Source organism: Vreelandella massiliensis, from assembly GCF_900155385.1.
Taxonomy (GTDB): domain Bacteria; phylum Pseudomonadota; class Gammaproteobacteria; order Pseudomonadales; family Halomonadaceae; genus Vreelandella; species Vreelandella massiliensis.
Window position 1 is genome coordinate 1,692,632 of record NZ_LT699745.1, and the last position, 21,684, is coordinate 1,714,315.

Below are 21,684 nucleotides of genomic sequence, written 5' to 3' on the forward strand. Positions count from 1 at the left end.
CTGTGCAAACACAAACGCCCCAACCGCATAGCGGCTGGGGCGTTATCTTGGTAGGACCAGGCGGATTTGAACCGCCGACCTCCACGATGTCAACGTGGCGCTCTAACCAACTGAGCTATGGTCCTGAAAACGGGTTGCAGCAAAGACTTGCCTGCCAAAGGAGCTATCCTATTGGTAGGACCAGGCGGATTTGAACCGCCGACCTCCACGATGTCAACGTGGCGCTCTAACCAACTGAGCTATGGTCCTGCCGCTCCACAACGGATGCGTATTCTACGGCTTTATGACTGAAATGCAAGCACTTTGCGCTTGGCTTTGTCAGCACTCATCCATGAAAGGCAAGCTCACTCCGGCACGCCCCCTTCGGTCAGTTTTTTCGGGTCGAGTAAGCGCTCAAGCGTAGGCCGGTCAAGGTCCGTCTCCTCCTCGGCGACGTCGATAATCGGGCGTCCGGCTTGATACGCTTTTTTGGCAATCGCCGCCGCCGCGTTATAGCCGATGGTGCTATTGAGCGCAGTGACCAAAATCGGGTTTCGAGCCAACGGCTCACGCAGTTGATCTTCCCGCACGTTAAATGTCGCAATCGCCCGATCCGCCAGCAAGCGCGCCGTATTGCTCATCAGCGTAATGGAGGTCAGCAAATTCGAGGCCACCAACGGTAGCATCACATTGAGCTGAAAATTGCCGCTCTGCCCGGCCACGGTGATCGCCGTATCCAGACCGATCACTTGCGCCGCCGCTTGCGCCGCCGACTCCGGAATCACGGGGTTGACCTTGCCCGGCATAATGGAGCTTCCCGGCTGCAGCGCTTCAAGCTCAATTTCGCCCAGCCCGGCAAGGGGGCCGGAATTCATCCAGCGCAAATCGTTGGCGATCTTCATCACCACACAGGCTAGCCCTTTCAGTTGGCCAGAAAGCTCTACCGCCGCATCCTGCGACGCGAGGCTGGCGAAATAGCTATCATTGGGCACAAAGCGTAATTCGGTCTGTTCGCTCAAATGCTCGGCCATCATGGCACCGAACTCCGCCGGGGCGTTAATACCGGTCCCTACCGCGGTTCCCCCTTGGGCCAAGCGTTGTAGGCGCGTCATGGCGCTCTCGATACGCTCAATCGCTTGGCTTAACTGGCTCACCCAGGCACCCAGCTCCTGAGCCATGGTGAGCGGCATGGCATCCATCAAGTGCGTGCGACCGGTTTTGACCACGTCTTCCAACTCGCTGGCGCGCAGGCCAATTGTCTGGCGTAAATGTGTTAGGGCCGGCAGAAGCTGGTGGTCAAGTGCAATCGCTGCGGATACATGAATCGCCGTCGGAATCACATCGTTGCTCGACTGCCCCATATTGACGTGGTCGTTGGGCAGCACCTCTACGCCCGAGCGGCTCGCGAGATTGGCCACGACCTCATTGACGTTCATGTTGCTTGAGGTGCCGGAGCCTGTTTGAAATACATCCACCGGGAAGTGCTCGTCATGCTTGCCGTCGATGACCTCCTGCGCGGCGTCTTTAATAGCGCTGGCACGCGCCTCATCGAGCAACCCCAGCGCATGGTTGGTGTGGGCCGCCGCGAACTTAATCCGCGCGATGGCATGGATAAACGCGGGCGGCATGGGCTGATGCGATACAGGGAAATTATTCACAGCGCGCTGGGTCTGGGCGCCATAAAGCGCGTCACTGGGAACGCTCAACTCGCCCATACTATCGCGCTCGGTACGTGTCGACATGGTGCACTCCTTTTCCTCAATGAAACGAACAGACGTCACTCTCAGCCTAACGCGCTTACCCCAGTAAGCAAATGTGCCGTGAACCGCTTGGCTCTGCCTCTTATTCGGCGATTTAAGATCACACCGCAAATAATGTTGCACTGCACAAAATAACCCTCTATACTGCAACGCAACATGACGAGGATTGAATGGATCTGCCCATCACAACCTTCGTCTTAACGCCACAAACGATCGCCCTAGGAGGGTTTATCATGCGCACTATTAACACTAACGAAATGACTCAGCAGTTCGACAATATGTTCATGGCCCCGGCTCGCGCTTTCGCTGCCTTGAATGTCGATTTCGCTGAAAAGATGTTCAACGCTCAGCTCGACGCCAGCAAAGCCTACTTTGACAACAGCGTTGCCCAGGCGCGCAGCTTCATGAACGTTAAAGACGCTGAAGGCCTGCGTTCTTACATGGAAGGTCAGCAGAAAGTCGCTAAAGAGCTCGCCGAGCGAGTCAAAAGCGATGCCGATAAAGCCGTCGAACTTCAGCAGGACTTCATTCAGAAGAGCCAGAAGCTGACCGAAGATAACGTCAAGCAAGCGCAGGAAACCGCGAGCAAGATGAGCAAATCCGCTTAATCTTCAAGCCCCGCGCTTCAAAACCGCCAATGGCCCCGCCGTTGGCGGTTTTTTTGTGCTTCCCTACCAGCCAAGTGCTTGCTTCACAAAGGGGATGGTCAGCTTTCGTTTTGCAGACAGCGACGCCTGATCCAGGGTCTCCAGCGCGCGGCACAGCTCGCTGAGCTGGCGCGGGCCGCGGTGTAAAATATAGCGCCCAACATCGTCGGGCAGCTGCATCCCGCGACTTTTCGCCCGCAGTTTGAGCGCCTCCAGGCGCTCGTCGTCGTCCAAGGGGTGAATATGGAACGTCACCCCCCAGGTGAGCCGCGAAGCAAGGTCGGGTAGCACAACCGGTAGCTGGCGCGGTGGCGCATTGGCGGCAATCACTAAGCATTTGCCCGCATCGCGCAAACGATTAAATGCGTGGAACAGCCCCTCTTCCCAACGCTTACGCCCCGCCACACACTCCAAGTCGTCGATCACCACCACATCTAAGCGCTCAATCTCTTCCAACATAAGCGGTGGAAAGTGGCCCAAATCGGCCAGGGGTAAATACAGGGCGCGTTTATCATGATCGGATGCGGCGTGACACGCCGCTTGAAGCAGGTGACTTTTACCGCTGCCGGCACTCCCCCAGAGGTACAGATACGGCTCTCCCTGAGCGTCTACTTGGCTCACTAAGGCTTGAACCAGCGTGGCATTCGGCTCGCTGGTGTAATAGTTCTCGAAGGTCGCATCGTCGCGTAAACCGACGCCCAAGGGTAACTGTGCCGGCGCTCGGCTCATGGTGACTCCCTATCGTCATAAAGATCCTGATTGAGCTTGCGCTTCTCTGATGCCCCGCTTTCAGATACCGCTTTGGCATCATAGAGCGAGCTGCTCATATAGCGGTCATAAGCTTCGCGCAAGAGCACCATAATCACCGCGGCGGCAGGCAGTGCTAACAATACACCGATAAAGCCAAACAGCTCCCCGCCGGTCAGCACGGCAAAGATCACCGCTACGGGATGCAGGCCAATTTTGTCGCCTAGCAGTTTGGGCTGAAGCACAACGCTCTCGATCACCTGACCTATCGAAAACACCACGATGACGCCCAATATCGCCCAAAAAGTACCCATCTGAAAAAGAGCCACGATCAAGGCAATGCTCATCCCGACGATAAAGCCCAAAAACGGCACAATGCTGGCCAACCCGGAAATAAAACCAATCAAAAGGCCAAAGTTTAACCCCATTAAACTCAAACCTAGCGCGTAAATAATGCCCAAACAGAGCATAACCAACAGCTGCCCGCGTAAAAATGCCGAAAGCACTTCATCACAGCGGGCGACCAGTCGGTGGGTATCTTCGACCCATTGGCGGGGAATTAGGTTGGCGATATTATCAATGAGCCGGTCCCAGTCGAGCAGTAGGTAAAACGTCACGACGGGAATCAATGCCACGTACGTGACCCATGAGACAAGCGCCATGCTAGAACGCCCTACCTGCCCTAGCGCCTGGGCGAGATAGCCCCCCGCATCCTGCCAGTTCTGAAGCAGCGTTGCGCGTACATTGGCGATTTCCGTCTGCAAATCGTAGCCCGTCCAGTCGCGCAGTTTAGGGGCTAATACCGTTTCCACCCACGCCAAAATGGAAGGCAGGGCTTCGCCGAGCTGTTTCACCTGCTGAACAATCAGTGGCACCACAATCAGCAAACTTACGAGCAGAATCAGAAAGAGCACGAGAAAGACACTCGTCACGGCCAACGGACGCTTCATCCCCCAACGCTCAAAGCGATTGGCCAATGGGTCGGCGAGATAGGCGAGAATCATGCCAGCGACAAACGGCATGAGAACCGCGTCGAGCAAATAGATCATTCCCGCTATAGCAACTAACAGCAGGACTCCCCACCAAGAATGACGCATGCGTCGACTCCTCCGTGAACAAAAGGCTGATTTAGCCTGGCGCGTAATACGGCTTACGGCGATATGGCTTGCAGCGATGCGGCTTTCGCCACTGGGTGTTACAATCCGCCCCGTTATCGCATCGGCGCTGGCGCTTTGCCGGCATTAGCATGGTGACTTACCTCGCGACGCTCACCACGACTTTCACCGCTAATTATTTGCTCCACAGGACCTGCTATGACCGAGACCTCCTCTTCATCCACCAAGCCCTCGCTAAGCTACAAGGATGCGGGCGTTGATATTGACGCCGGCAATGCCCTTGTTGAGCGTATTAAGCACGTAGCAAAGCGTACCTCACGCCCCGAGGTCATGGGTGGCCTAGGTGGTTTTGGCGCCCTGTGTGAGCTGCCCAAAAACTATAAAGAGCCGGTATTGGTCTCAGGCACCGATGGCGTGGGCACAAAATTACGCCTTGCGATGGACCTTGGCAAACACGACACCATTGGTATCGACCTTGTCGCCATGTGCGTCAACGATCTGATTGTCGCCGGCGCCGAGCCGCTGCTCTTTCTTGACTACTATGCCACGGGAAAGCTCAACGTGGATATCGCCGCCGATGTGGTCGAAGGCATTGGCGCCGGTTGTGAGCAGGCAGGCTGCGCGCTCGTCGGTGGTGAAACCGCCGAAATGCCGGGCATGTACGAAGGCGATGATTACGATCTCGCGGGGTTTTGTGTTGGCGTTGTTGAGAAAGCCAACATCCTGGATGGCAGCCGCGTCAGCGAAGGCGACGTGCTTTTAGGACTTGCCTCTTCGGGCCCCCACTCCAACGGCTACTCGCTGATTCGCAAAATTCTGGATGTCAGCGAGGCACCACTCGACACCGTTGTTGACGGCAAAGCCTTAAGCGATGCCCTGATGGCGCCGACGCGGATCTACGTCAAGCCGCTGCTCTCCTTGATGCGCGAAACAGATACCCCCGTGCACGCCCTCTCGCACATCACCGGCGGCGGGCTTTTGGAAAATATTCCACGCGTGCTTCCCGATCACTTGGCCGCGCATATTGATATCGCCAGCTGGCAACGACCGGCGGTTTTCGACTGGTTGAAGCAACAAGGTAACGTCGACGAAACCGAAATGCACCGCGTGCTTAACTGTGGCATCGGGATGGTGATTGTGGTCCCGCAGGCACACGCTGATAAAGCCCGAGCCCACCTGCAAGCCCAAGGGGAGAGCGTGTATACCTTGGGGCGCATCGTGGCCCGCGAAGGCGAGGCCGTGACGCTGGAGAACCTGCCGGCATGAGCAGCACCGACGACACCAATGACACGCTCAATGCGTTTCAGCCCGAACCCATGGACACTCGCCGCGTTGTCGTGCTGATTTCCGGCAGCGGCAGCAACCTACAAGCGTTGATCGAGGCGCAGTCTCACGACCGCCTGGGCGGCGACATCGTCGCGGTGATCTCCAACGAGCCGGACGCCTTCGGATTAAAGCGCGCCCGCGACGCCGGCATCGATGCGGTGGCGCTACCACACCGCGAATACGATAGCCGCGAGGCTTACGACGGCGCACTCATCAAAGTCATCGAACGCCACGAGCCGGATCTTATCGTGCTGGCGGGCTTTATGCGCATCTTGACCCCCCGCTTTGTGCAGCGCTTTCTCGGGCGGATGCTGAATATCCATCCGTCGCTGCTGCCCGCCTATCAAGGCTTGAACACCCACGCCCGCGCCCTGGCGGACGGTGTTTCAAAGCACGGTTGCAGCGTTCACTTTGTGACCGAAGAGCTCGATGGCGGCCCGGTGGTGATACAGGCTGAACTCAACGTCAGCGCCGACGACAGCGCAGAAACCCTGAAAGAGAAAGTCCACGCCCGTGAACACTTGATACTGCCAATTGCCGTTAACTGGTTTTTAGATGGCCGCCTGCAATATAGCGGCACGGGCGCCACGCTAGATGGCACTCCGCTACCCCCGCAGGGCTTACAGTTAAGTCACGAGGACGCGGCCGAAGAGCTGGATGAACTCAGCGACGAGAGTGAATAACGCGCGCTAACATCAGCGCATAAAAAAAACGGCGCCTATTGTTAATGACATAGGCGCCGTTTTATTTTCACGACTGCTTAGCTTTTCTCAAGTGCGCGGCAACGTCACTCCTAGCTGCCCCATATACTTGCCGCCCCGATCTTTATACGACGTCTCACAAATCTCATCGGACTCCAGAAAGAGCATTTGCGCCACGCCTTCATTGGCGTAGATTTTCGCCGGCAGGTTGGTGGTGTTGGAGAATTCCAGCGTGACATGCCCTTCCCACTCGGGCTCAAGCGGTGTCACATTGACGATGATGCCGCAGCGCGCGTAGGTCGACTTCCCCAAGCAGATGGTCAGCACGCTGCGCGGAATACGAAAATACTCCACCGTCCGCGCCAAGGCGAAGGAGTTGGGCGGAATCACACAAACATCGCCTTTCACATCGACAAAGCTTTTATCGTCGAATCCTTTAGGGTCTACCACCGCCGAGTGAATATTGGTAAATACCTTAAACTCATCGGCGCAGCGCACGTCGTAGCCATAGCTTGATGTACCGTAAGAAATCACCCGCTGGCCGTTAACATAACGCACCTGCTCCGACTCAAAAGGCTCAATCATGGCGTCGCTTGCCGCCATGCGACGAATCCATTTATCCGATTTAATGCTCATTGCTTCGCTATCACTCACTAAAAGAAATCGTCGGGCCCTGCTCGGCGGCGGCATCAACCTGTTTTGCCACCCCTTTAGCAATCTCGGCAAATGCTTGGCTCACCGCGCTGTCCGGCTCGGAAACCACGCTTGGATTGCCGGAATCGGCCAATTCGCGAATCGAAAGGCTCAGCGGCAAACGGCCCAACACCTGTGTTTCGTACTCATCGGCGATGCGTTCCCCACCGCCGGTACCAAAAATAGGCGCTTCGTGACCGCAATTTTCGCAGTGGTAGGTGCTCATGTTCTCGACAATACCCAGCACCGGCACATTGACCTTGCGGAACATCTCGATGCCCTTGCGTGCATCAAGCAGCGCAATATCTTGTGGCGTGGTGACGATCACCGCACCGGAAACCGGTACCCGCTGAGAAAGCGTCAACTGAATATCACCGGTGCCGGGCGGCATATCGATGAGCAGGAAATCCAAGTTATCCCACTTCGTCTGGGTTAATAGCTGCTGGAAAGCCCCCACCACCATGGGGCCGCGCCATACCATGGGTTCCCGGGTGTTGACCAGAAACGCCATCGACATGGCTTGAATGCCGTGGGCCTCAAGGGGGAAAAATGTATCCTCCCCGGCGGCCTGCGGGCGGGCGCCCTCTTTCACGCCGAGCATTTGCGCCTGACTCGGGCCGTGGATATCGGCGTCCAATACGCCCACGCGGTAGCCTTGGGCAGAGAGCGCTAGCGCTAAATTGACCGTTACCGTGGATTTACCCACGCCGCCCTTGCCCGAGGCAACGGCGACGATATGTTTTACCCCTTCCATACGTGGCACTCCTCGTCATTTGGTAAAGCGTTCCACTGCGATGATACGCGCAAGCGGTAGATTCATAAACTACGAACGCGTTTGACGAGGCGGCGGTGGTCAGCGCCGCTTTTTCTCCATGCTCTCCAGCATCTTGTTTACCGCTTCCAAATGCTCCGGCTCGTTATGGCACATGCCTTGGAACGTCGCGCACACATCAAGAAAGGCTTTCAGCTGCATATCGGGCGCCATCTTCATCAGCCGCTTGGTCAAGCGTGTGGCTTTGGGCGGCTGCACGGCAATCCGCTCGGCGTGCGCCATGGCGACATCCATCAGCGCCTCGGGTTCGGCTACCTCCAGCACAATGCCATACGCTTTGGCTTCTTCCGCGTCGATGACACGCCCGGAGAGCGTAAGCTCAAAGGCACGCTGATAGCCGATCAGACGCTGCATGAACCAGGCGCCGCCATCGCCGGGAACAATCCCCAAATTGAGAAATGTTTCGCCAAACTTGGCCTTGGTTGAGGCAACGCGGATATCGGCCATGTTCGCCAAATCAAAGCCCGCTCCAATCGCCGGGCCGTTAACCGCCGCGATGACGGGCACTTCCACCGCCGAAAGCGCCAGCGGCATGCGCTGAATACCGCGCCGGTAGCGCTCGGCTACCTCGGCGACGTTACCGGCAAAGTCACCGCCGCGGTTCGCCATGTCTTTGATATTGCCGCCAGCAGAGAACGCGGACCCCGCGCCGGTGATCACTAACACCGACACATCGTCGCAGCGGTTGACCCACTCGGCCACCGCGACGATATCGTCAACCAGCGCCGTGCCGGTCAAGGCATTACGAACATCGTGACGGTTAAGGGTTAACGTCGCGATACGCCGGTCAAGGGTTAACGTGGCGTCGTGTAACGTTGGCAGGGTCATAAAGGCTCCTCAACAATAATGCGCGCATCCACCACGGCGTAGCCGTCGGGATAGGCAATCACCGGATTCAAATCGAGTTCAGCAATGTGGGGGTAGGCCTCTACGATACGCGAAACGCTCAATAGAAGCGCCACGAGAGCCTCTTTATCGATCGCCGATGCGCCGCGCACGCCCTCGAACACTTTTTTCGCTTTGATCTGCTCCACCATGGAGGCGGCATCAAAGCGGCTCAGCGGCACCGCACGGAAGGCGACGTCTTCAAGAATCTCAACGAACACGCCGCCCAGACCAAACATCAGTACCGGACCAAAAATAGGGTCGCGCATCATGCCGATGATCACCTCAACGCCCTTTTCCGCCATGGGGGTGACCAGTACGCCCTCGATCTCCGCCTGTGGGTCGTAGTCGTGGGCCGACGCCACGATCTGCTCGAAACCCGCTTTCAGCGCCGCCTCTCCCACGAGATTTAGCTTAACGCCGCCCGCGTCGGATTTGTGCAGAATATCCTTGGAGACCACCTTCATCGCCAGCGGCTGTTGACCAAACTCGCGGGCGATGTCGGCTAGCTCCTCGACGCGACGAGCAACACGCTCATCGGGCACGCGAACCCCGTGCTCGGCGAGTAGCGCCTTGGCCTCAAACTCCAGCAAATTGCGCCCCTGGGTTTGCGCTTGAAGCAGGAGCATTCGCCCTTTTTCCGTCGCCTGAACCGGCTCTTTGGCTTCCACGACATCGCATTGCGCTAGATACTCGCCTCGCTCCCCGAGTGCGGCGAGGACGCGTACCGCGTGCTCGATCGAGGCATAAATTGGCAGCCCCGCTTCGTGCAAGCGCCGCAGCGCCGGCGGCTTCACCGGTGCATAGAGGCTATAGACGACCAGCGGTTTCGTCGTTTTATGCGACAGCTCCACCATCGCCTCCGCTCCGCGCATCTCATCACCCAGCAGGGATTCCGCAAAGCGCAGGCTGTAGCCGCCAAACATACCCACGAGGAAAACGCTGTCGACGTTATCGTCGGCGGCGACAGTCTCCATACAGGTGGCAAGTAGCGATGGGTTGGCATCGGACGAGCCCGCCACGTCTACCGGGTTAGCGGTGGCGGCTTGCGGGAGCAGAATTTCGCGCAACTTGGCGCGTGTGTCGTCAGAGAGCTCGGCGAGTGTCAGCCCGGCTTCGGCCAAGCGGTCGGAGGCGATGGTGGCCTGACCGCCGCCGTCGGCAATCACCGCCACGCGCTTGCCGTGGGCTTTCTGCAACAGGCCCAAGCCTTCCGCGACGGGCAGAATTTCATCGGAGTACTGCACGACACTCACGCCCGACTGGCGCAGCAGGTCGACCGTCATTTGATAACTCCCCGCAAGCGCACCGGTATGGGAGCTAGCGGCCTTCTGCCCTTGCTCGGTGGAGCCCGATTTGTACACCACCACCGGCTTCATCGCGGTGACATCGCGGGCGACTTGAAGGAATTTGCGCCCGTCACGGAAACCTTCCACATACAGCGTGGCGACCCGGGTATGCTCATCTTCGCCTAGGTAGCGCAGGTAGTCGTTAAAGCCGATATCGCTCTGGTTACCCGGGCCAATGTAAGTACTAAAGCCCACTTGACCATTGTGCTGCGCCTCTAGCGCCAGCGAGAGCAGCATGTTGCCCGACTGCGAGACAATACCTATATCACCCGGTTTGACATGATCCAGCGCCAGCAAATTGACCCGGTGATGGAGGTTGAATATCCCCGAGGTGTTGGGGCCGATAATGCGCACGCCGTGGGCGCGCGCTTTGGCCATCATTTCCTGCTCAAGGCTCGCCCCGGCCTCTCCCATTTCGCCAAAGCCGCTGGCGAGAATCACCGCTCCTTTAATCCCACGCCGGCCACACTCGGTAATTAACTCCGGCACGCTGGCCGCCGGGGTACAAATCAGCGCAAGTTGCGGATTGCCTGGTATCGCCGCGATCGATGGCCAGGCTTTCACCCCCAAAATCATATCGGCCTTGAGGTTAACCGGGTAAATCTCTCCCCGGTAACCGTCCTTAATCAGCCCCACCATGGCTTTGTAGCCACGTTTTGTGGGGTCGGCGGAGGCCCCCACCACGGCGATACCGGAAGGCGCTAAAATATCGTGAAGCGGACTACGTACGGGAAGATGCCCTTCAATCGGATTCATAACTCACCCTTTTTACCTTGTGCAAACCAGCGTCTCTTTTGGTGTCGCTAACCAAGGGCGCTACTGCCCTTTAAAGCGCGGCTTGCGCTTTTGGGCGAAAGCGTCCACGCCCTCCTGCCAATCATCGGTGGTCGAGCAGGTGAAAACGGCATCTAGCTCCTGCTGTAGATGACTGTCGATATCATTGGCGCTGGCAAGGTTGACCAGCCGCTTGAGCATGGCCATCGATACCGGCGCTTGCTCGGCAAGCCGCGCACCTAGCACATGCGCCTCCTTTAGCAATTGATCCTGGGGGTAAGCGGCTAATGCCAGTGCAATACGCACGGCTTCCACACCGTTAATTTTCTCGCCAGTGAAAAGCAGCCGACGCGCCTGGGTAAGCCCGACAATCTGGGGCAATATCTTGGACACACCGCCACCGACGCAGGTGCCAATGCTGGTTTCGGGAAAGCCGATCAGCGCGTCTTCGGCCATGATGATGAAATCGCAGGCAACGGCCATTTCAGCCCCTGCGCCCAAGGCGTAGCCATTAACCGCTGCCACGACGGGCTTTTTCAGCCGGTAGATCGCTTCACAAACATCGTTGCCTAGCTGCAAATACTCACGACGCTGGTAAAGAGTACGCGCGGCGCCGCCATGCTCTTTCATGTCCGCACCAACGCAGAATGCCCGCCCCTGGCCGGTTAACACCACCGCACGCACGTTTTCTGCCTGCTCGGCCAATCCGAGCGCATCGATCAACTCGGTATAAAAGGTCTCGACCACCGCGTTTAGCCGGTGTGGCCGGTTGAAACGGATTTCGAGCACCTGCTCTTGCAGAGAAACCAGCAGCGTTTCATAGGCGGGAAGTGCTTCAGCCGTTAGCGTAAAGCGGGAAGAGGCAGCGGAGAGGGTCGAACGCGACATGATAGTCATCAAAGCTTGCAACAGATGGGAAAGCGGTAACGTGCGTATAGCGAGCGCACAGCGTTAAAACATTTGTGCCAATAAATATAAAAAATGAGCACATACGTTTTGTACGGATAATAGTTAAGACCTTACTTTACGTCAACACGCCTGTACCGATATTTTCACCATTAAGGAACAAATGTATCAGCTGTATGCAATACGACGCCGCGCTGCCCTCTACCCTGAGCGTAGGTTACAATGCACGCGTTTTCGCATGCTGCTAAAGGAGTGAGGAGCCGTGCATGTCAAACCCTACTCAGCATGATCCGACGGAAACTCCGTCAGAAACGCCCCCGTCTGCCCGCCTCGATGAGATTAATCAACAACTGGCAGAGGCATATCCTGACCTTAGCCCTCAGCTCAAGCTGGCGGCGGGCTATGTACTCGAACACCCGATGGACATTGCCTTTCAATCGATTCGTAAATCCGCGGCGGCGGCAGCGGTTACCCCCTCAACCCTCGTCCGCCTCGCCAAGCGGTTAAACTTTGATAGCTACGAGCTATTTCGCGAAGTGTTTCAGTCGGCGGTACAGGCGGGGCCCGTTGAGCTCTCCGGGCGTGCCAGTAAGTTACGCAATTTGGCAAGCCACACCGATGATCAGGTGTTTCTCGATGTGGGCGATGCGGCTTTCGATAATATTGGCCGCTTGTTCACCGCCGATAATCAGTCGCGCGTTCGCGACGCCGCCAAGATGATTCTGGGCGCGCGTAAAGTCGCGGTAGTGGGGTTTCGCGATACGTTTGCTTGCGCCTACCACTTCGCTTACGTAGGCCGCATCGCCATGCCGGAGATTCATCTCATTCGCGGCTTGGAGGGAGGCCTTTTGACCGAACTTGACCGCTTCGATGAAAACGATGTGGTGGTCGCCTTTGGCTTTGAGCCCTACTGCGGCGAAACGGTCAGAGCCCTTGAAGTCACCCGTGCCAACGGGGTGAAAGCCATCGTTGTCACCGACACCATGCGCTCGCCGCTGGTGCCGGGTGCGCAGATCACCTTCAACGTGGCCAACGCCACGCCCCACTTTTTCCCGTCGATTCTGTCCGCAATTACGCTGATTGAAGCTATTCTGGCGGAGTGCGTCGCCTTCGGGCCGGATAACCTCGTCGACAACGTCTCGCAATTTGAGCAGCGGATGCGCCACATGGGGGCCTATGTCGACGTCGATTAGTCGACGAAAATGCTGGCACTTCTAATGGTGACCTTCGTCATACTATCGTCGAGCGTTGAAAATATTAATTGGCTCTAAACTCAGGACTGGCTAAATTCTGTCTAGGTAAAGCCATGCTTTGGCGTAAAGCATGGCTTTACCTGTGCCACAGGGAATGCCTTAGTGGTGCAATGTCCAATACGGGAATACCAAAAACAATTCGTGGTACCACCACTGCTGGAGCTTCCGAGATGCCCAATAATAAGCACGACATTAATACAGAAACGTCTATTTCCACTTCTACCGAGCTGCCCTCTTCTATTACCAACGCATCTAAGGCCCCCACCTCGCGGCGTAATTTTTTGAAAACCGCCGCTGTCGGTTCAGCCGCTGCGGTTGCCGCTCCGTGGATCGGCAATGTTCAGGCACAGGAAGGTATACGCATCCGGATGCAGTCCTCCTGGCAACCCGGCACGACGGGCTACCGAATTTTTGAGCAGTGGGCGGCGGGCGTTGCCGAGGCAACAGGGGGAGAAGTCAACATTGAGCCCTTCCCCGCCGGTGCGGTCGCGGGCGCTTTTGAAGTGGCCGACGCGGTTCGCAACGGGGTGCTGGACGGCCAAAACTGGTTTACCGTCTATTGGCCAGGCAAAATGCCCGCCGGCGTTTTCCTCACCGCCTACCCCATGGGCCTTTCTGTTCCCCACCAGTGGGACATGATGTTCGGCGCTTACGGTGGCATGGGCATCGCCAAGGATCTCTACCGCAAGCAGGGCCAAGAGCTTCTCGGCTATGTGCATCACGACATGAACCTCATCCACTCCAAAGTACCGTTGCGCAGCTTCGACGACTTCAAGGGCGCAAAGATTCGCATGCCCGGGGGGATTGTGGCCGAAACCTTTGCCTCGATTGGCGCCCAAACCACGCTGCTACCGGGGTCAGAGGTTTACCCGGCACTTGAGAAGGGCACCATAGATGCCGCCGATTACGTTGGTGCCGCCGTTAACTACGAGCTAGGCTTCTGGCAGGTCGCCGACTACATCATCATGGGCCCGCCTTCTACGCCTTGCTTGCACCAAGCGGTCGACCTCATGGATATCTCCGTTAACCGCCGCACCTTCGAGCGTATGTCACCGCAGACCCAAGACTTAATGCACGATTTAGTGGCGGCCTACTCCCGGGAGCACTACGCAGCGATCCAGAAGGCCAACGCCGAAGCGTGGCCTAAGTACCGCGAGAAAGGCGTGGAGATCATCCACCTGTCCGAAGATGACGCGACCCGCTTCCGCGACGCCGCCATTCCGCTGTGGTTCAAGTGGGCCAACAAAGACCCCGACGCCGCACGCCTGTTTAAAGCCCACCTTGATACCATGATGGACCCTGCGGTGGCACTGATCACCGAGGAGGACATTCAGGGTTACGAGCTTAATCTCTAATAAGGCGTAACGCTTGGTATTGCGTGCTCAAAAGCGGGTGTTGCGAGACGAAATCGCAGCACCCGTTTTAGCCAATACTCACTATTTTCCGTATCCCCTCGACTCGATGATCCGGAGCCCTTGCCGTTAGGCGATGGTGTCACGGAGGAGTGTCCATGAACCTGAATATCGATTTTGTTCTTCCCCACTGGCTCTACTGGTCAGTGCTGATCTTTCTGCCCCTGGTGGTGATGTTTTTTGTCGACCGTAGCTTTCGCCGTGGGGCTACCGTAGACGGTGGCGACACCGCCGAAATCCCCGCGGGCGAAGAGAGTGAGGCCGCTTACAAGCCCCCGGGCAATGTATTCACCACCGTTGTTGACCGTATCTCCGGATTTTCCGGCCGCTATGTGGCCTACTGGGCGTTGATCGCCCCCTTCATCTTTGCTTACGAAGTGCTTGTACGCTACGCCTTCAACTCGCCGACTAACTGGGTCCATGAGTCGATGACGTTGATGTTCGGTATGCAATATTTGATTGCCGGCGCCTACGCCCTTCGCGAAGGTGGGCATGTGCGTGTCGACATTCTCTACAGCCGTGCCAAGCCGCTTAACAAAGCCGCACTGGATTTAGTGACCTCAGTTTTCTTCTTTATCTTTACCATCGCGCTACTGTTCACGGGCTGGAAGTTCTTTTCCCAGTCAGTCAGCGACGAGTACTTTTTTGGCGCAAGCTACGCCAACGAGACATCTTTCACCGAGTGGGCCATCCAGTTCTACCCAGTGAAATTCATGCTGTTCTTTGGCGCCTTGCTGCTGCTGTTACAAGGGCTTGGCCAGTTCATTCGCGACGCCCAGGCGTATCGCCATCACTGGCGCACGCATGATGGCAGTCGCACCTTCGCTCGCGTGTTGCTGATCATTGCTGTCCTGCTAGCGGCTTGGGTCGGCTTTGAGATCGTCAACATCGCGGTGACCGACTACGACAGTCTGGCGGGCAGTCTTGAAAACAGCCTTGGCTCGGTCGGTATTGGGGCTTTAACGCTGGTGATGTTTGGCTCTTTGATGGTAGTGCTGGTGGCGGGTTTGCCCCTGGCCTTCGTCACCGGGGGTTTAGGGGTAGCTTTCCTCTACCTCATCGGCGATCAGAACATGCTTAATCTGATGCCGTCGCGCATTTTCCCGATGATGACCAACTACCAGCTATCGGCGATTCCGCTGTTCATCTTCATGGCATCGGTGTTGGAGAAGGCCGGTATCATCGAAGAGCTATTTGACGTCGTCTACAAATGGATGGGCGGTCTCAGAGCGGGGCTGGCCATTGCTACCATTATCGCCTCCACCCTATTGGCCGCCATGGTCGGTGTTATCGGGGCAGCGGTGGTCACCATGGGGTTGATTGCCCTGCCGGCGATGCTCAAGCGCCACTACGACCCGGAGATCGCCATCGGCTCCATCATGGCCGGGGGCACTTTGGGCATCCTGATTCCGCCCTCGATTTTGGCCATCATCTACGGCGTTATCGCTCAGCAGTCGGTGGGCGAGCTGTATCTAGGCTCGTTGATTCCGGGCCTGTTGCTTGCCGCGATGTACGGTTTCTACTGCTGGATGCGCGGCACGCTGAACATCAAAATGGCGCCACCGATGCCGGTCGAGGATCGCGTCAGCATGAAAGAGAAGCTGCGCCTGCTGCGTAACATGCTGGCGCCGATTATCTTGGTCATGCTGGTCCTCGGGATCATCTTCACCGGTATTGCCACTCCCGTAGAGGCAGCCGGTATCGGTACCTTTGGCGCGCTGGTGGTGGCCGCGATGCACAAACGCCTAACATGGCCCAACCTACATGCCGCCTGTATGACCACGCTGGTGGCCTCGGCCATGGTGATGTGGATTATCTTCGGTGCCAGCATCTTCGTCGGCTTCTATATTCTGCAGGGCGGTCAAACCTTCGTGCAGGAGCTGATTTCCGGCGCGGGCCTTGGCCCCTATGCGGTACTGTTGCTGATGATGGTACTGCTGGTCGCGCTAGGGATGTTCCTCGACTGGGTGGGCATCCTACTGCTGGCCGTTCCCATCTTCGTGCCGTTGATCAAAGGAATGACCTTTGATGGCGTACTGGGATTACCCGGGGTGGATCCGACCGATGTCTCGCTTTGGTTCGGTGTGATCTATCTGGTCAATATGCAGATGTCGTTTTTGAGTCCGCCGTTTGGCTATGCCCTCTTCTACATCAAAGGGGTGTGTCCGCCGCATATCACCATGGCGCAGATTTTCCGCTCCTCCTTCCCCTTCCTTGGCATTCAGGCACTGGGGTTACTACTGGTGATACTCTTCCCGGCACTGGTCACATGGCTGCCTAACCTGGCGTACGGCTAGTCACTACTACTGCCTGCCAACCTACCGCCCTCGCTTTGCGAGGGCGGTTTTTTCGTTTTAGGTGAGGCGTACGTTAGGGCAATAACACCGTTGACCCGGTGGTTTTACGGCTTTGCACCGCATCTTGCGCCCTACCCGCCTCGGCAAGAGGATAGCGATTGGCCACGTCGACTTGAATCTTGCCACTCTCCAGCATGGCGAAGAAGTCGTCGCACATCATTTCTAAACGCTCACGGGTATCGGCATAACCATTAAGACTGGGGCGGGTCACAAACAGCGAGCCTTTCTGATTGAGAATACCGATATTCACGCCATCCACGGGGCCGGAGGCGTTGCCAAAGCTGACCATCAAAGCGCGCGGCTTTAGGCAGTCTAGCGACATTTCCCAGGTGTCTTTGCCCACCGAGTCGTAAACCACGTCGCACATTTCCCCATGGGTAAGTTCACGCACGCGCTCAACGACATCCTCTTCGGTGTAGTTAATCGTCGCCCAGGCACCGTTCGCCATAGCCAACTCGGCTTTCTCTTTTGAACTCACGGTACCGATCAGTTTTACACCGAGGGCCTTGGCCCACTGGCAGGCAATCGAACCGACTCCGCCGGCGGCAGCGTGGAACAGGATGGTTTCGCCGCCCTTGAGCGCGTAGGTCTGGCGTAGCAAATACTGCACCGTCAGCCCTTTCAACATACTGGCGGCGGCGGTTTCGAAATCGACGAAATCGGGCAGCAAAACGACTTTTTCCGCAGGCAGCGTATGGTGCTCTGCATAAGCGCCTAACGGGCCTTGGGCATAAGCAACGCGATCCCCCACGTTGAGATGTGTGACATCCTCGCCCACGGCCTCAACCACGCCGGCGCCCTCTGTGCCCAACCCCGAGGGCATGGAAGGCGCGGGATAAAGACCGGTACGAAAGTAGATATCAATAAAGTTAAGCCCCACCGCTTTATTGCGGATAAGCACTTCGCCAGGACCCGGCGCGGAGGGCGCCTCATCGACGATTTCCAGCACCTCTGAACCGCCGGTCTGGGAAAATTGGATACGTTGACTCATCGGGGCACTCCTTTTCGTTGGATATTCTGTTTCGACCGTATCTCGTCTGGTATCCAAACCGCTCAAGGGCAATAAATCAAGCGTCTTATGATGGATAACAACCCGCTGCGTCACGGGCACTGAGCGACCGCTAGCGTGCTAAACTCAATCGTCACAAGGAGCAAAAGCGTCCATATGCATAAAACCCACCCTAACATTACGCTAGCGCCTATCATCGGTCACCGAGGCAACAGCGCCGCTGCGCCAGAAAACACCCAGGCCGCGGTTATAGCCGCGCATGACGCGGGCATTGGTTGGGTAGAACTCGACGTGCAGCTTCTAGGCGATGGCACACCGGTCATTTGGCACGATAAAGACGTCGCGCGCTGTTCGGATGGGAAGGGAAATATAGGCCGTTTACACTGGGCGCAGGCGAGCAAGCTCGATGTAGGGGGCTGGTTTGGTGATGCCTTTCGCGGTGAACGCATGGCCAGTTTGCCCTCCATGCTAACGCTTCTCAACGCGCTCGATATGAGCGTCAATATAGAGCTTAAAATTAACCCAGGCCGCGACGTTAAAGCGCTCGTAGAGCGCGTCATGCCTTTGTTGCGATCAGCGCTCTCCCCTGAGCGGCTGATTGTCTCCTCTTTTGATGCGCAGGCCCTTGCGTACTGCCGCCACTATGGCAACGCAAGGGAGCTTGCACTGGGCAAACTCTTTCGCGCACTGCCCGCCGATTGGCGAACGCAGTGCCAGAGTATTGACGCCTACAGCGTGCACTGCCACTGGCCACGGCTAAAGCGCTATCAGATCAGCGCGGTTCGAGACGCGGGCTATCCACTACTTTGCTACACCGTCAACGACCCGAGTGCATTCCACCCCTACTGGGCATTGGGTGTGTCTAGCGTATTCACCGATGACCCGGTCACTTTTCAGCGTTACTTACTCAACCATTCAAACGAACTCAACCACCCAAACGCGAGGAAATAATGAAATATATTGGAGCTCATGTGAGCGCCGCCGGAGGTCCCGATCAGGCCGTCGCGCGCGCCGTTGAGATTGGCGCCGATGCGTTCGCCCTATTTACCAAAAATCAGCGCCAATGGAAGGGAAAGCCGCTGACCGACGAAGCCATCGAGGCGTTTCGCAAGGCCTGCAAGCAGCATGACTTTCAGCCTCAACAGATTTTACCCCACGATAGCTATCTGATTAACCTAGGCCATCCCGAGAAGGAGGGGTTGAGTAAATCCCGGGCCGCCTTTCTGGATGAAATGCAGCGCTGCGAGATGTTGGGCCTTTCGCAACTCAACTTCCATCCGGGTAGCCATCTGAAAAAAATTAGCGAAAGTGACTGCTTGGCACGCATTGCCGAATCGCTTAACGAAGCGCTCAGCGCGACGCAAGGCGTTACCGCCGTGATTGAAAACACCGCAGGCCAAGGCACCAATCTCGGCTGGCGGTTCGAGCACCTAGCGGAAATTATCGAGCAGGTAGACGACAAAAGCCGTGTCGGCGTGTGTATCGATACCTGCCACGCCTTTGCCGCCGGCTACGACCTTCGCACCGCCGACACAGCGCGTGCCACGCTGGATGAGTTCGAGCGCGTGGTGGGTTTCTCCTACCTGCGCGGCATGCACTTAAACGATGCCAAAAGCGACTTTGCCAGCCGGGTAGACCGCCACCACAGCCTGGGCAAAGGCAATATCGGCTTGGCCGGGTTTACCACTATTATGCAAGACGCACGTATTGACGGTATCCCGTTGATTTTAGAAACGGTCGAACCTGAAATATGGACCGATGAAATCCGCTGGCTGCGCTCCCAAGCGGCAAACGCAACCCCCGATAAGTAAGCAATATGCGTAAAGGCAGCGTCCTTGCACCTATTTTGCAGACCTAGAGGTACTTGCTTAGGCTTATACGCGTAACCTAGTCACGTTGCGCAAGGAGCTAAGAGTGAACAATACCGACTTAGGCGAAATGGATGCCCAATCTCTAAGAAGCGTCTTCAAAGCTCGTGACGCCTCGCCCCTGGAAGCCACCCGCGCCGCGCTTGAGCGCATTGCGCGCTTCAATAAAGAGGTCAATGCGTATGTTTTTGTTGATGAGGAGGGGGCCGAACGCGCTGCCAAGGAGGCCGAAAAACGCTGGCAAAAGGGCTCACCCCTCAGCCCCATCGACGGGGTTCCGGTTTCCCTTAAAGACCTTACCTGGGTAGAGGGCATGCCGTGTCGCAGCGGTTCGCTAACCACATCGGATGAACCCTGTGACACCGATGCGCCTCCCACTCGGCTGCTGCGCGAAGCTGGGGCGGTTATTCTAGGAAAGACCAATACGCCGGAGTTTGGCTGGAAAGGCGTTACCGATAATCGCGTCTTTGGCGCCACCGCCAACCCCTGGGATACCCGCTTAACCCCGGGCGGTTCGTCTGGTGGAGCAGCCGTGGCGGCGGCGCTGAATATGGGCGTGCTTCATCAAGGCGGAGACTCGGGCGGCTCGATTCGTATTCCCGCTGCCTTTACCGGCGTGTTTGGTTTTAAACCGACGTTTGGCTGGACACCACAGTGGCCCCCCTCCACGGAACCCACCCTGTCTCACCTTGGGCCCCTTACCCGCTCCGTAGAAGACGCAGCGGAGATGCTCAACGTCATGGGCCGCTACGACTATCGCGACCCCTACGCGAAACGCGGCCAACCCAACGACTGGGGGGAGGATATCGGCAAGGGCCTGAAGGGGTTGCGCATTGGTTTTTCAGCCGACCTGGGATACGCCGAGGTTGATCCCGAGGTCGCGTCCCTTGTGAGGCAGGCAGCCCATCACCTGGCCCAGCTCGGGGCGGAGATTGTCGACGTGGACCCCGGCTTTGCGTCCCCGCTCGATACCTTTCAGAAGATGTGGTTCACCGCCTCGCTGGAAAAGTGCTCGCAGATGAGTAACGCACAGCACGAGCAGCTCGACCCTGGCATGGTCGACAACGCCAGACGGGCCGAAAATTGGTCGGCACTTGAGCTTTTTCGGGCGCTCAAGAACCGCGCCACCCTCACCCAGCGCCTTGAATACTTTAATCAACAGTACCACTTGTTGATGACCCCTGCGGTCACCATACCCGCCTTTGAGATCAATCATCAGGTGCCGCCCGGCAGCAAAATGCGCGGCTGGGAGGAGTGGGCCTCCTTCAGCTACCCCTTTAACCTGAGTCAGCAACCCGCCGCTTCGGTACCCTGCGGGTTTACCCGGCAAGGCCTACCAGTCGGCTTTCAATTAGCAGGCGGCAGTCACGACGATATCCGTATCCTTCGCGCCAGCCATGCTTATATGCAAGCCCATCCCTCGCGTTTTCCCACCCGATTAAACCCTTCGCAGCGCTCGCAATAAAAAACGCCTCCAGCAGGCAGTCTGCTGGAGGCGTTTTCGCCCGTGCTAGCGTTTACATCGTCGCAAGTTTCTCGTCATCCAGCACGCCGGACATACGCACCAGCGCCATGGCAACATCCAGGTTTTCGACCTCTTCTACCATGAGTAACTCACTGTCCAGTCGTATCGGCTGTCCCGCTTTTTGCGACAGCAGTGTTTCCAGTTCGGCCATGTCGTTCACATCCTCCAGACGCTCCACGTCCAGGGATGCCGAGTCACGGCTAGGAAGGTAGATCGTGCCGTTGGAAAAATCCACGGCATAGGCGATCACGCCCGGCACGATAAAAAACAGCAGCCCCACACCATTGGCGATGGCGACTACCGGATCCACGTTGCCACCTATCTGCCCTTTACGCTCAGGGTAGAGAAGCGTTCCACAGCCGCTTAATGTCACCACAAAGGTGGCGACAACAGCGACCTTCAACCAGCGATACCGCGTTTGCATAGCTTTTTCCTCACCGAGGCAAAACGGTTTAATTAGGGAATTTCGCCAATACGCTTAAAAACGCCAATATACTAGCACAGCCTAACGCACGTTTGAGTTTTGCCGCTGTTAACGCTTCGCCG

General features: G+C 57.1%; 19 protein-coding genes and 2 tRNA genes. 9 read left to right on the forward strand and 12 right to left on the reverse strand.

Features of this window, described 5'->3' with window-relative positions:
- Positions 1–48 precede the first annotated feature (48 nt).
- The 3 genes from BQ9846_RS12600 to BQ9846_RS12610 form a co-directional block, all read right to left on the reverse strand.
- Positions 49–125 (reverse strand) — tRNA-Val (locus tag BQ9846_RS12600).
- Positions 126–172: 47 nt separating this feature from the next.
- Positions 173–249, reverse strand: a tRNA-Val gene (locus BQ9846_RS12605).
- Positions 250–344: 95 nt separating this feature from the next.
- Complete coding sequence (locus BQ9846_RS12610) at positions 345–1,721, reverse strand: class II fumarate hydratase (protein ID WP_075881303.1); 1,377 nt, start codon at positions 1,719–1,721, stop codon at positions 345–347.
- 251 nt (positions 1,722–1,972) lie between these two features.
- Here BQ9846_RS12610 and BQ9846_RS12615 point away from each other — a divergent pair, with 251 nt between their 5' ends.
- Positions 1,973–2,347: a phasin family protein gene (locus BQ9846_RS12615; RefSeq protein WP_075881752.1), complete on the forward strand. Its 375-nt coding sequence runs from the start codon at positions 1,973–1,975 to the stop codon at positions 2,345–2,347.
- A 63-nt stretch (positions 2,348–2,410) separates the two neighbouring features.
- Here the strand turns inward: BQ9846_RS12615 and hda are convergent, their stop codons facing one another.
- Positions 2,411–3,115 (reverse strand): DnaA regulatory inactivator Hda, encoded by a 705-nt coding sequence (gene hda / locus BQ9846_RS12620; RefSeq protein WP_075881304.1) that lies wholly within the window; start codon positions 3,113–3,115, stop codon positions 2,411–2,413.
- Positions 3,112–4,230: an AI-2E family transporter gene (locus BQ9846_RS12625; protein WP_075881305.1), complete on the reverse strand. Its 1,119-nt coding sequence runs from the start codon at positions 4,228–4,230 to the stop codon at positions 3,112–3,114. The genes hda and BQ9846_RS12625 overlap by 4 nt, the downstream gene beginning before the upstream one ends.
- Positions 4,231–4,446: 216 nt before the next feature.
- Between BQ9846_RS12625 and purM the strand changes: the two genes are divergently transcribed.
- Positions 4,447–5,514 carry a phosphoribosylformylglycinamidine cyclo-ligase gene (gene purM, locus BQ9846_RS12630; RefSeq protein ID WP_075881306.1) on the forward strand — a complete coding sequence of 356 codons (1,068 nt, stop codon included), beginning with the start codon at positions 4,447–4,449 and terminating at the stop codon, positions 5,512–5,514.
- Positions 5,511–6,257 (forward strand): phosphoribosylglycinamide formyltransferase, encoded by a 747-nt coding sequence (gene purN / locus BQ9846_RS12635; protein ID WP_075881307.1) that lies wholly within the window; start codon positions 5,511–5,513, stop codon positions 6,255–6,257. The genes purM and purN overlap by 4 nt, the downstream gene beginning before the upstream one ends.
- 87 nt (positions 6,258–6,344) lie before the next feature.
- Here purN and dcd read toward each other — a convergent pair whose 3' ends face one another.
- The 5 genes from dcd to BQ9846_RS12660 all read right to left on the reverse strand — a co-directional run bounded on the left by dcd (position 6,345) and on the right by BQ9846_RS12660 (position 11,696).
- Positions 6,345–6,911: a dCTP deaminase gene (gene dcd, locus BQ9846_RS12640; protein WP_075881308.1), complete on the reverse strand. Its 567-nt coding sequence runs from the start codon at positions 6,909–6,911 to the stop codon at positions 6,345–6,347.
- A 10-nt stretch (positions 6,912–6,921) separates the two neighbouring features.
- A complete protein-coding gene (apbC, locus tag BQ9846_RS12645; protein ID WP_075881309.1) occupies positions 6,922–7,722 on the reverse strand; it encodes an iron-sulfur cluster carrier protein ApbC in 801 nt (266 codons plus the stop codon).
- Between the two features lie 99 nt (positions 7,723–7,821).
- Complete coding sequence (locus tag BQ9846_RS12650) at positions 7,822–8,628, reverse strand: enoyl-CoA hydratase-related protein (protein ID WP_075881310.1); 807 nt, start codon at positions 8,626–8,628, stop codon at positions 7,822–7,824.
- Entirely contained in the window at positions 8,625–10,790 is a 2,166-nt protein-coding gene (locus tag BQ9846_RS12655; RefSeq protein WP_075881311.1) for an acetate--CoA ligase family protein, read from the reverse strand. The genes BQ9846_RS12650 and BQ9846_RS12655 overlap by 4 nt, the downstream gene beginning before the upstream one ends.
- A 60-nt stretch (positions 10,791–10,850) precedes the next feature.
- The gene (locus BQ9846_RS12660) at positions 10,851–11,696 is read right to left on the reverse strand and encodes an enoyl-CoA hydratase/isomerase family protein (RefSeq protein ID WP_144049421.1); all 846 of its coding nucleotides are present in this window, start codon (positions 11,694–11,696) and stop codon (positions 10,851–10,853) included.
- A gap of 284 nt (positions 11,697–11,980) precedes the next feature.
- Here BQ9846_RS12660 and BQ9846_RS12665 point away from each other — a divergent pair, with 284 nt between their 5' ends.
- From BQ9846_RS12665 to BQ9846_RS12675, 3 genes are all read left to right on the forward strand, one after another.
- Entirely contained in the window at positions 11,981–12,907 is a 927-nt protein-coding gene (locus tag BQ9846_RS12665) for a MurR/RpiR family transcriptional regulator (protein WP_075881312.1), read from the forward strand.
- Positions 12,908–13,137: 230 nt separating this feature from the next.
- Entirely contained in the window at positions 13,138–14,322 is a 1,185-nt protein-coding gene (gene dctP, locus BQ9846_RS12670) for a TRAP transporter substrate-binding protein DctP (protein WP_083651574.1), read from the forward strand.
- A 155-nt stretch (positions 14,323–14,477) separates the two neighbouring features.
- Entirely contained in the window at positions 14,478–16,676 is a 2,199-nt protein-coding gene (locus BQ9846_RS12675; RefSeq protein WP_075881313.1) for a TRAP transporter large permease subunit, read from the forward strand.
- A gap of 73 nt (positions 16,677–16,749) precedes the next feature.
- Here the strand turns inward: BQ9846_RS12675 and BQ9846_RS12680 are convergent, their stop codons facing one another.
- A complete protein-coding gene (locus BQ9846_RS12680; protein ID WP_075881314.1) occupies positions 16,750–17,727 on the reverse strand; it encodes an NADPH:quinone reductase in 978 nt (325 codons plus the stop codon).
- A 174-nt stretch (positions 17,728–17,901) separates the two neighbouring features.
- Between BQ9846_RS12680 and BQ9846_RS12685 the strand changes: the two genes are divergently transcribed.
- The 3 genes from BQ9846_RS12685 to BQ9846_RS12695 all read left to right on the forward strand — a co-directional run bounded on the left by BQ9846_RS12685 (position 17,902) and on the right by BQ9846_RS12695 (position 21,078).
- A complete protein-coding gene (locus BQ9846_RS12685; RefSeq protein WP_075881315.1) occupies positions 17,902–18,696 on the forward strand; it encodes a glycerophosphodiester phosphodiesterase family protein in 795 nt (264 codons plus the stop codon).
- Entirely contained in the window at positions 18,696–19,556 is an 861-nt protein-coding gene (gene nfo, locus BQ9846_RS12690; RefSeq protein ID WP_075881316.1) for a deoxyribonuclease IV, read from the forward strand. Before BQ9846_RS12685 ends, nfo begins: the two co-directional genes overlap by 1 nt.
- A gap of 103 nt (positions 19,557–19,659) precedes the next feature.
- Positions 19,660–21,078, forward strand: a complete 1,419-nt coding sequence (locus BQ9846_RS12695; RefSeq protein WP_075881317.1) for an amidase — start codon at positions 19,660–19,662, stop codon at positions 21,076–21,078.
- Between the two features lie 52 nt (positions 21,079–21,130).
- Here BQ9846_RS12695 and BQ9846_RS12700 read toward each other — a convergent pair whose 3' ends face one another.
- Positions 21,131–21,562 (reverse strand): hypothetical protein, encoded by a 432-nt coding sequence (locus BQ9846_RS12700; protein ID WP_075881318.1) that lies wholly within the window; start codon positions 21,560–21,562, stop codon positions 21,131–21,133.
- Positions 21,563–21,684 lie beyond the last annotated feature (122 nt).

Bases quoted from the DNA above. Each gene is read 5' to 3' on its own strand.
- BQ9846_RS12610 (WP_075881303.1), bottom strand. From the start codon at position 1,721: ATGTCGACACGTACCGAGCGCGATAGTATGGGCGAGTTGAGCGTTCCC.
- BQ9846_RS12615 (WP_075881752.1), top strand. From the start codon at position 1,973: ATGCGCACTATTAACACTAACGAAATGACTCAGCAGTTCGACAATATG.
- hda (WP_075881304.1), bottom strand. From the start codon at position 3,115: ATGAGCCGAGCGCCGGCACAGTTACCCTTGGGCGTCGGTTTACGCGAC.
- BQ9846_RS12625 (WP_075881305.1), bottom strand. From the start codon at position 4,230: ATGCGTCATTCTTGGTGGGGAGTCCTGCTGTTAGTTGCTATAGCGGGA.
- purM (WP_075881306.1), top strand. From the start codon at position 4,447: ATGACCGAGACCTCCTCTTCATCCACCAAGCCCTCGCTAAGCTACAAG.
- purN (WP_075881307.1), top strand. From the start codon at position 5,511: ATGAGCAGCACCGACGACACCAATGACACGCTCAATGCGTTTCAGCCC.
- dcd (WP_075881308.1), bottom strand. From the start codon at position 6,911: ATGAGCATTAAATCGGATAAATGGATTCGTCGCATGGCGGCAAGCGAC.
- apbC (WP_075881309.1), bottom strand. From the start codon at position 7,722: ATGGAAGGGGTAAAACATATCGTCGCCGTTGCCTCGGGCAAGGGCGGC.
- BQ9846_RS12650 (WP_075881310.1), bottom strand. From the start codon at position 8,628: ATGACCCTGCCAACGTTACACGACGCCACGTTAACCCTTGACCGGCGT.
- BQ9846_RS12655 (WP_075881311.1), bottom strand. From the start codon at position 10,790: ATGAATCCGATTGAAGGGCATCTTCCCGTACGTAGTCCGCTTCACGAT.
- BQ9846_RS12660 (WP_144049421.1), bottom strand. From the start codon at position 11,696: ATGTCGCGTTCGACCCTCTCCGCTGCCTCTTCCCGCTTTACGCTAACG.
- BQ9846_RS12665 (WP_075881312.1), top strand. From the start codon at position 11,981: ATGTCAAACCCTACTCAGCATGATCCGACGGAAACTCCGTCAGAAACG.
- dctP (WP_083651574.1), top strand. From the start codon at position 13,138: ATGCCCAATAATAAGCACGACATTAATACAGAAACGTCTATTTCCACT.
- BQ9846_RS12675 (WP_075881313.1), top strand. From the start codon at position 14,478: ATGAACCTGAATATCGATTTTGTTCTTCCCCACTGGCTCTACTGGTCA.
- BQ9846_RS12680 (WP_075881314.1), bottom strand. From the start codon at position 17,727: ATGAGTCAACGTATCCAATTTTCCCAGACCGGCGGTTCAGAGGTGCTG.
- BQ9846_RS12685 (WP_075881315.1), top strand. From the start codon at position 17,902: ATGCATAAAACCCACCCTAACATTACGCTAGCGCCTATCATCGGTCAC.
- nfo (WP_075881316.1), top strand. From the start codon at position 18,696: ATGAAATATATTGGAGCTCATGTGAGCGCCGCCGGAGGTCCCGATCAG.
- BQ9846_RS12700 (WP_075881318.1), bottom strand. From the start codon at position 21,562: ATGCAAACGCGGTATCGCTGGTTGAAGGTCGCTGTTGTCGCCACCTTT.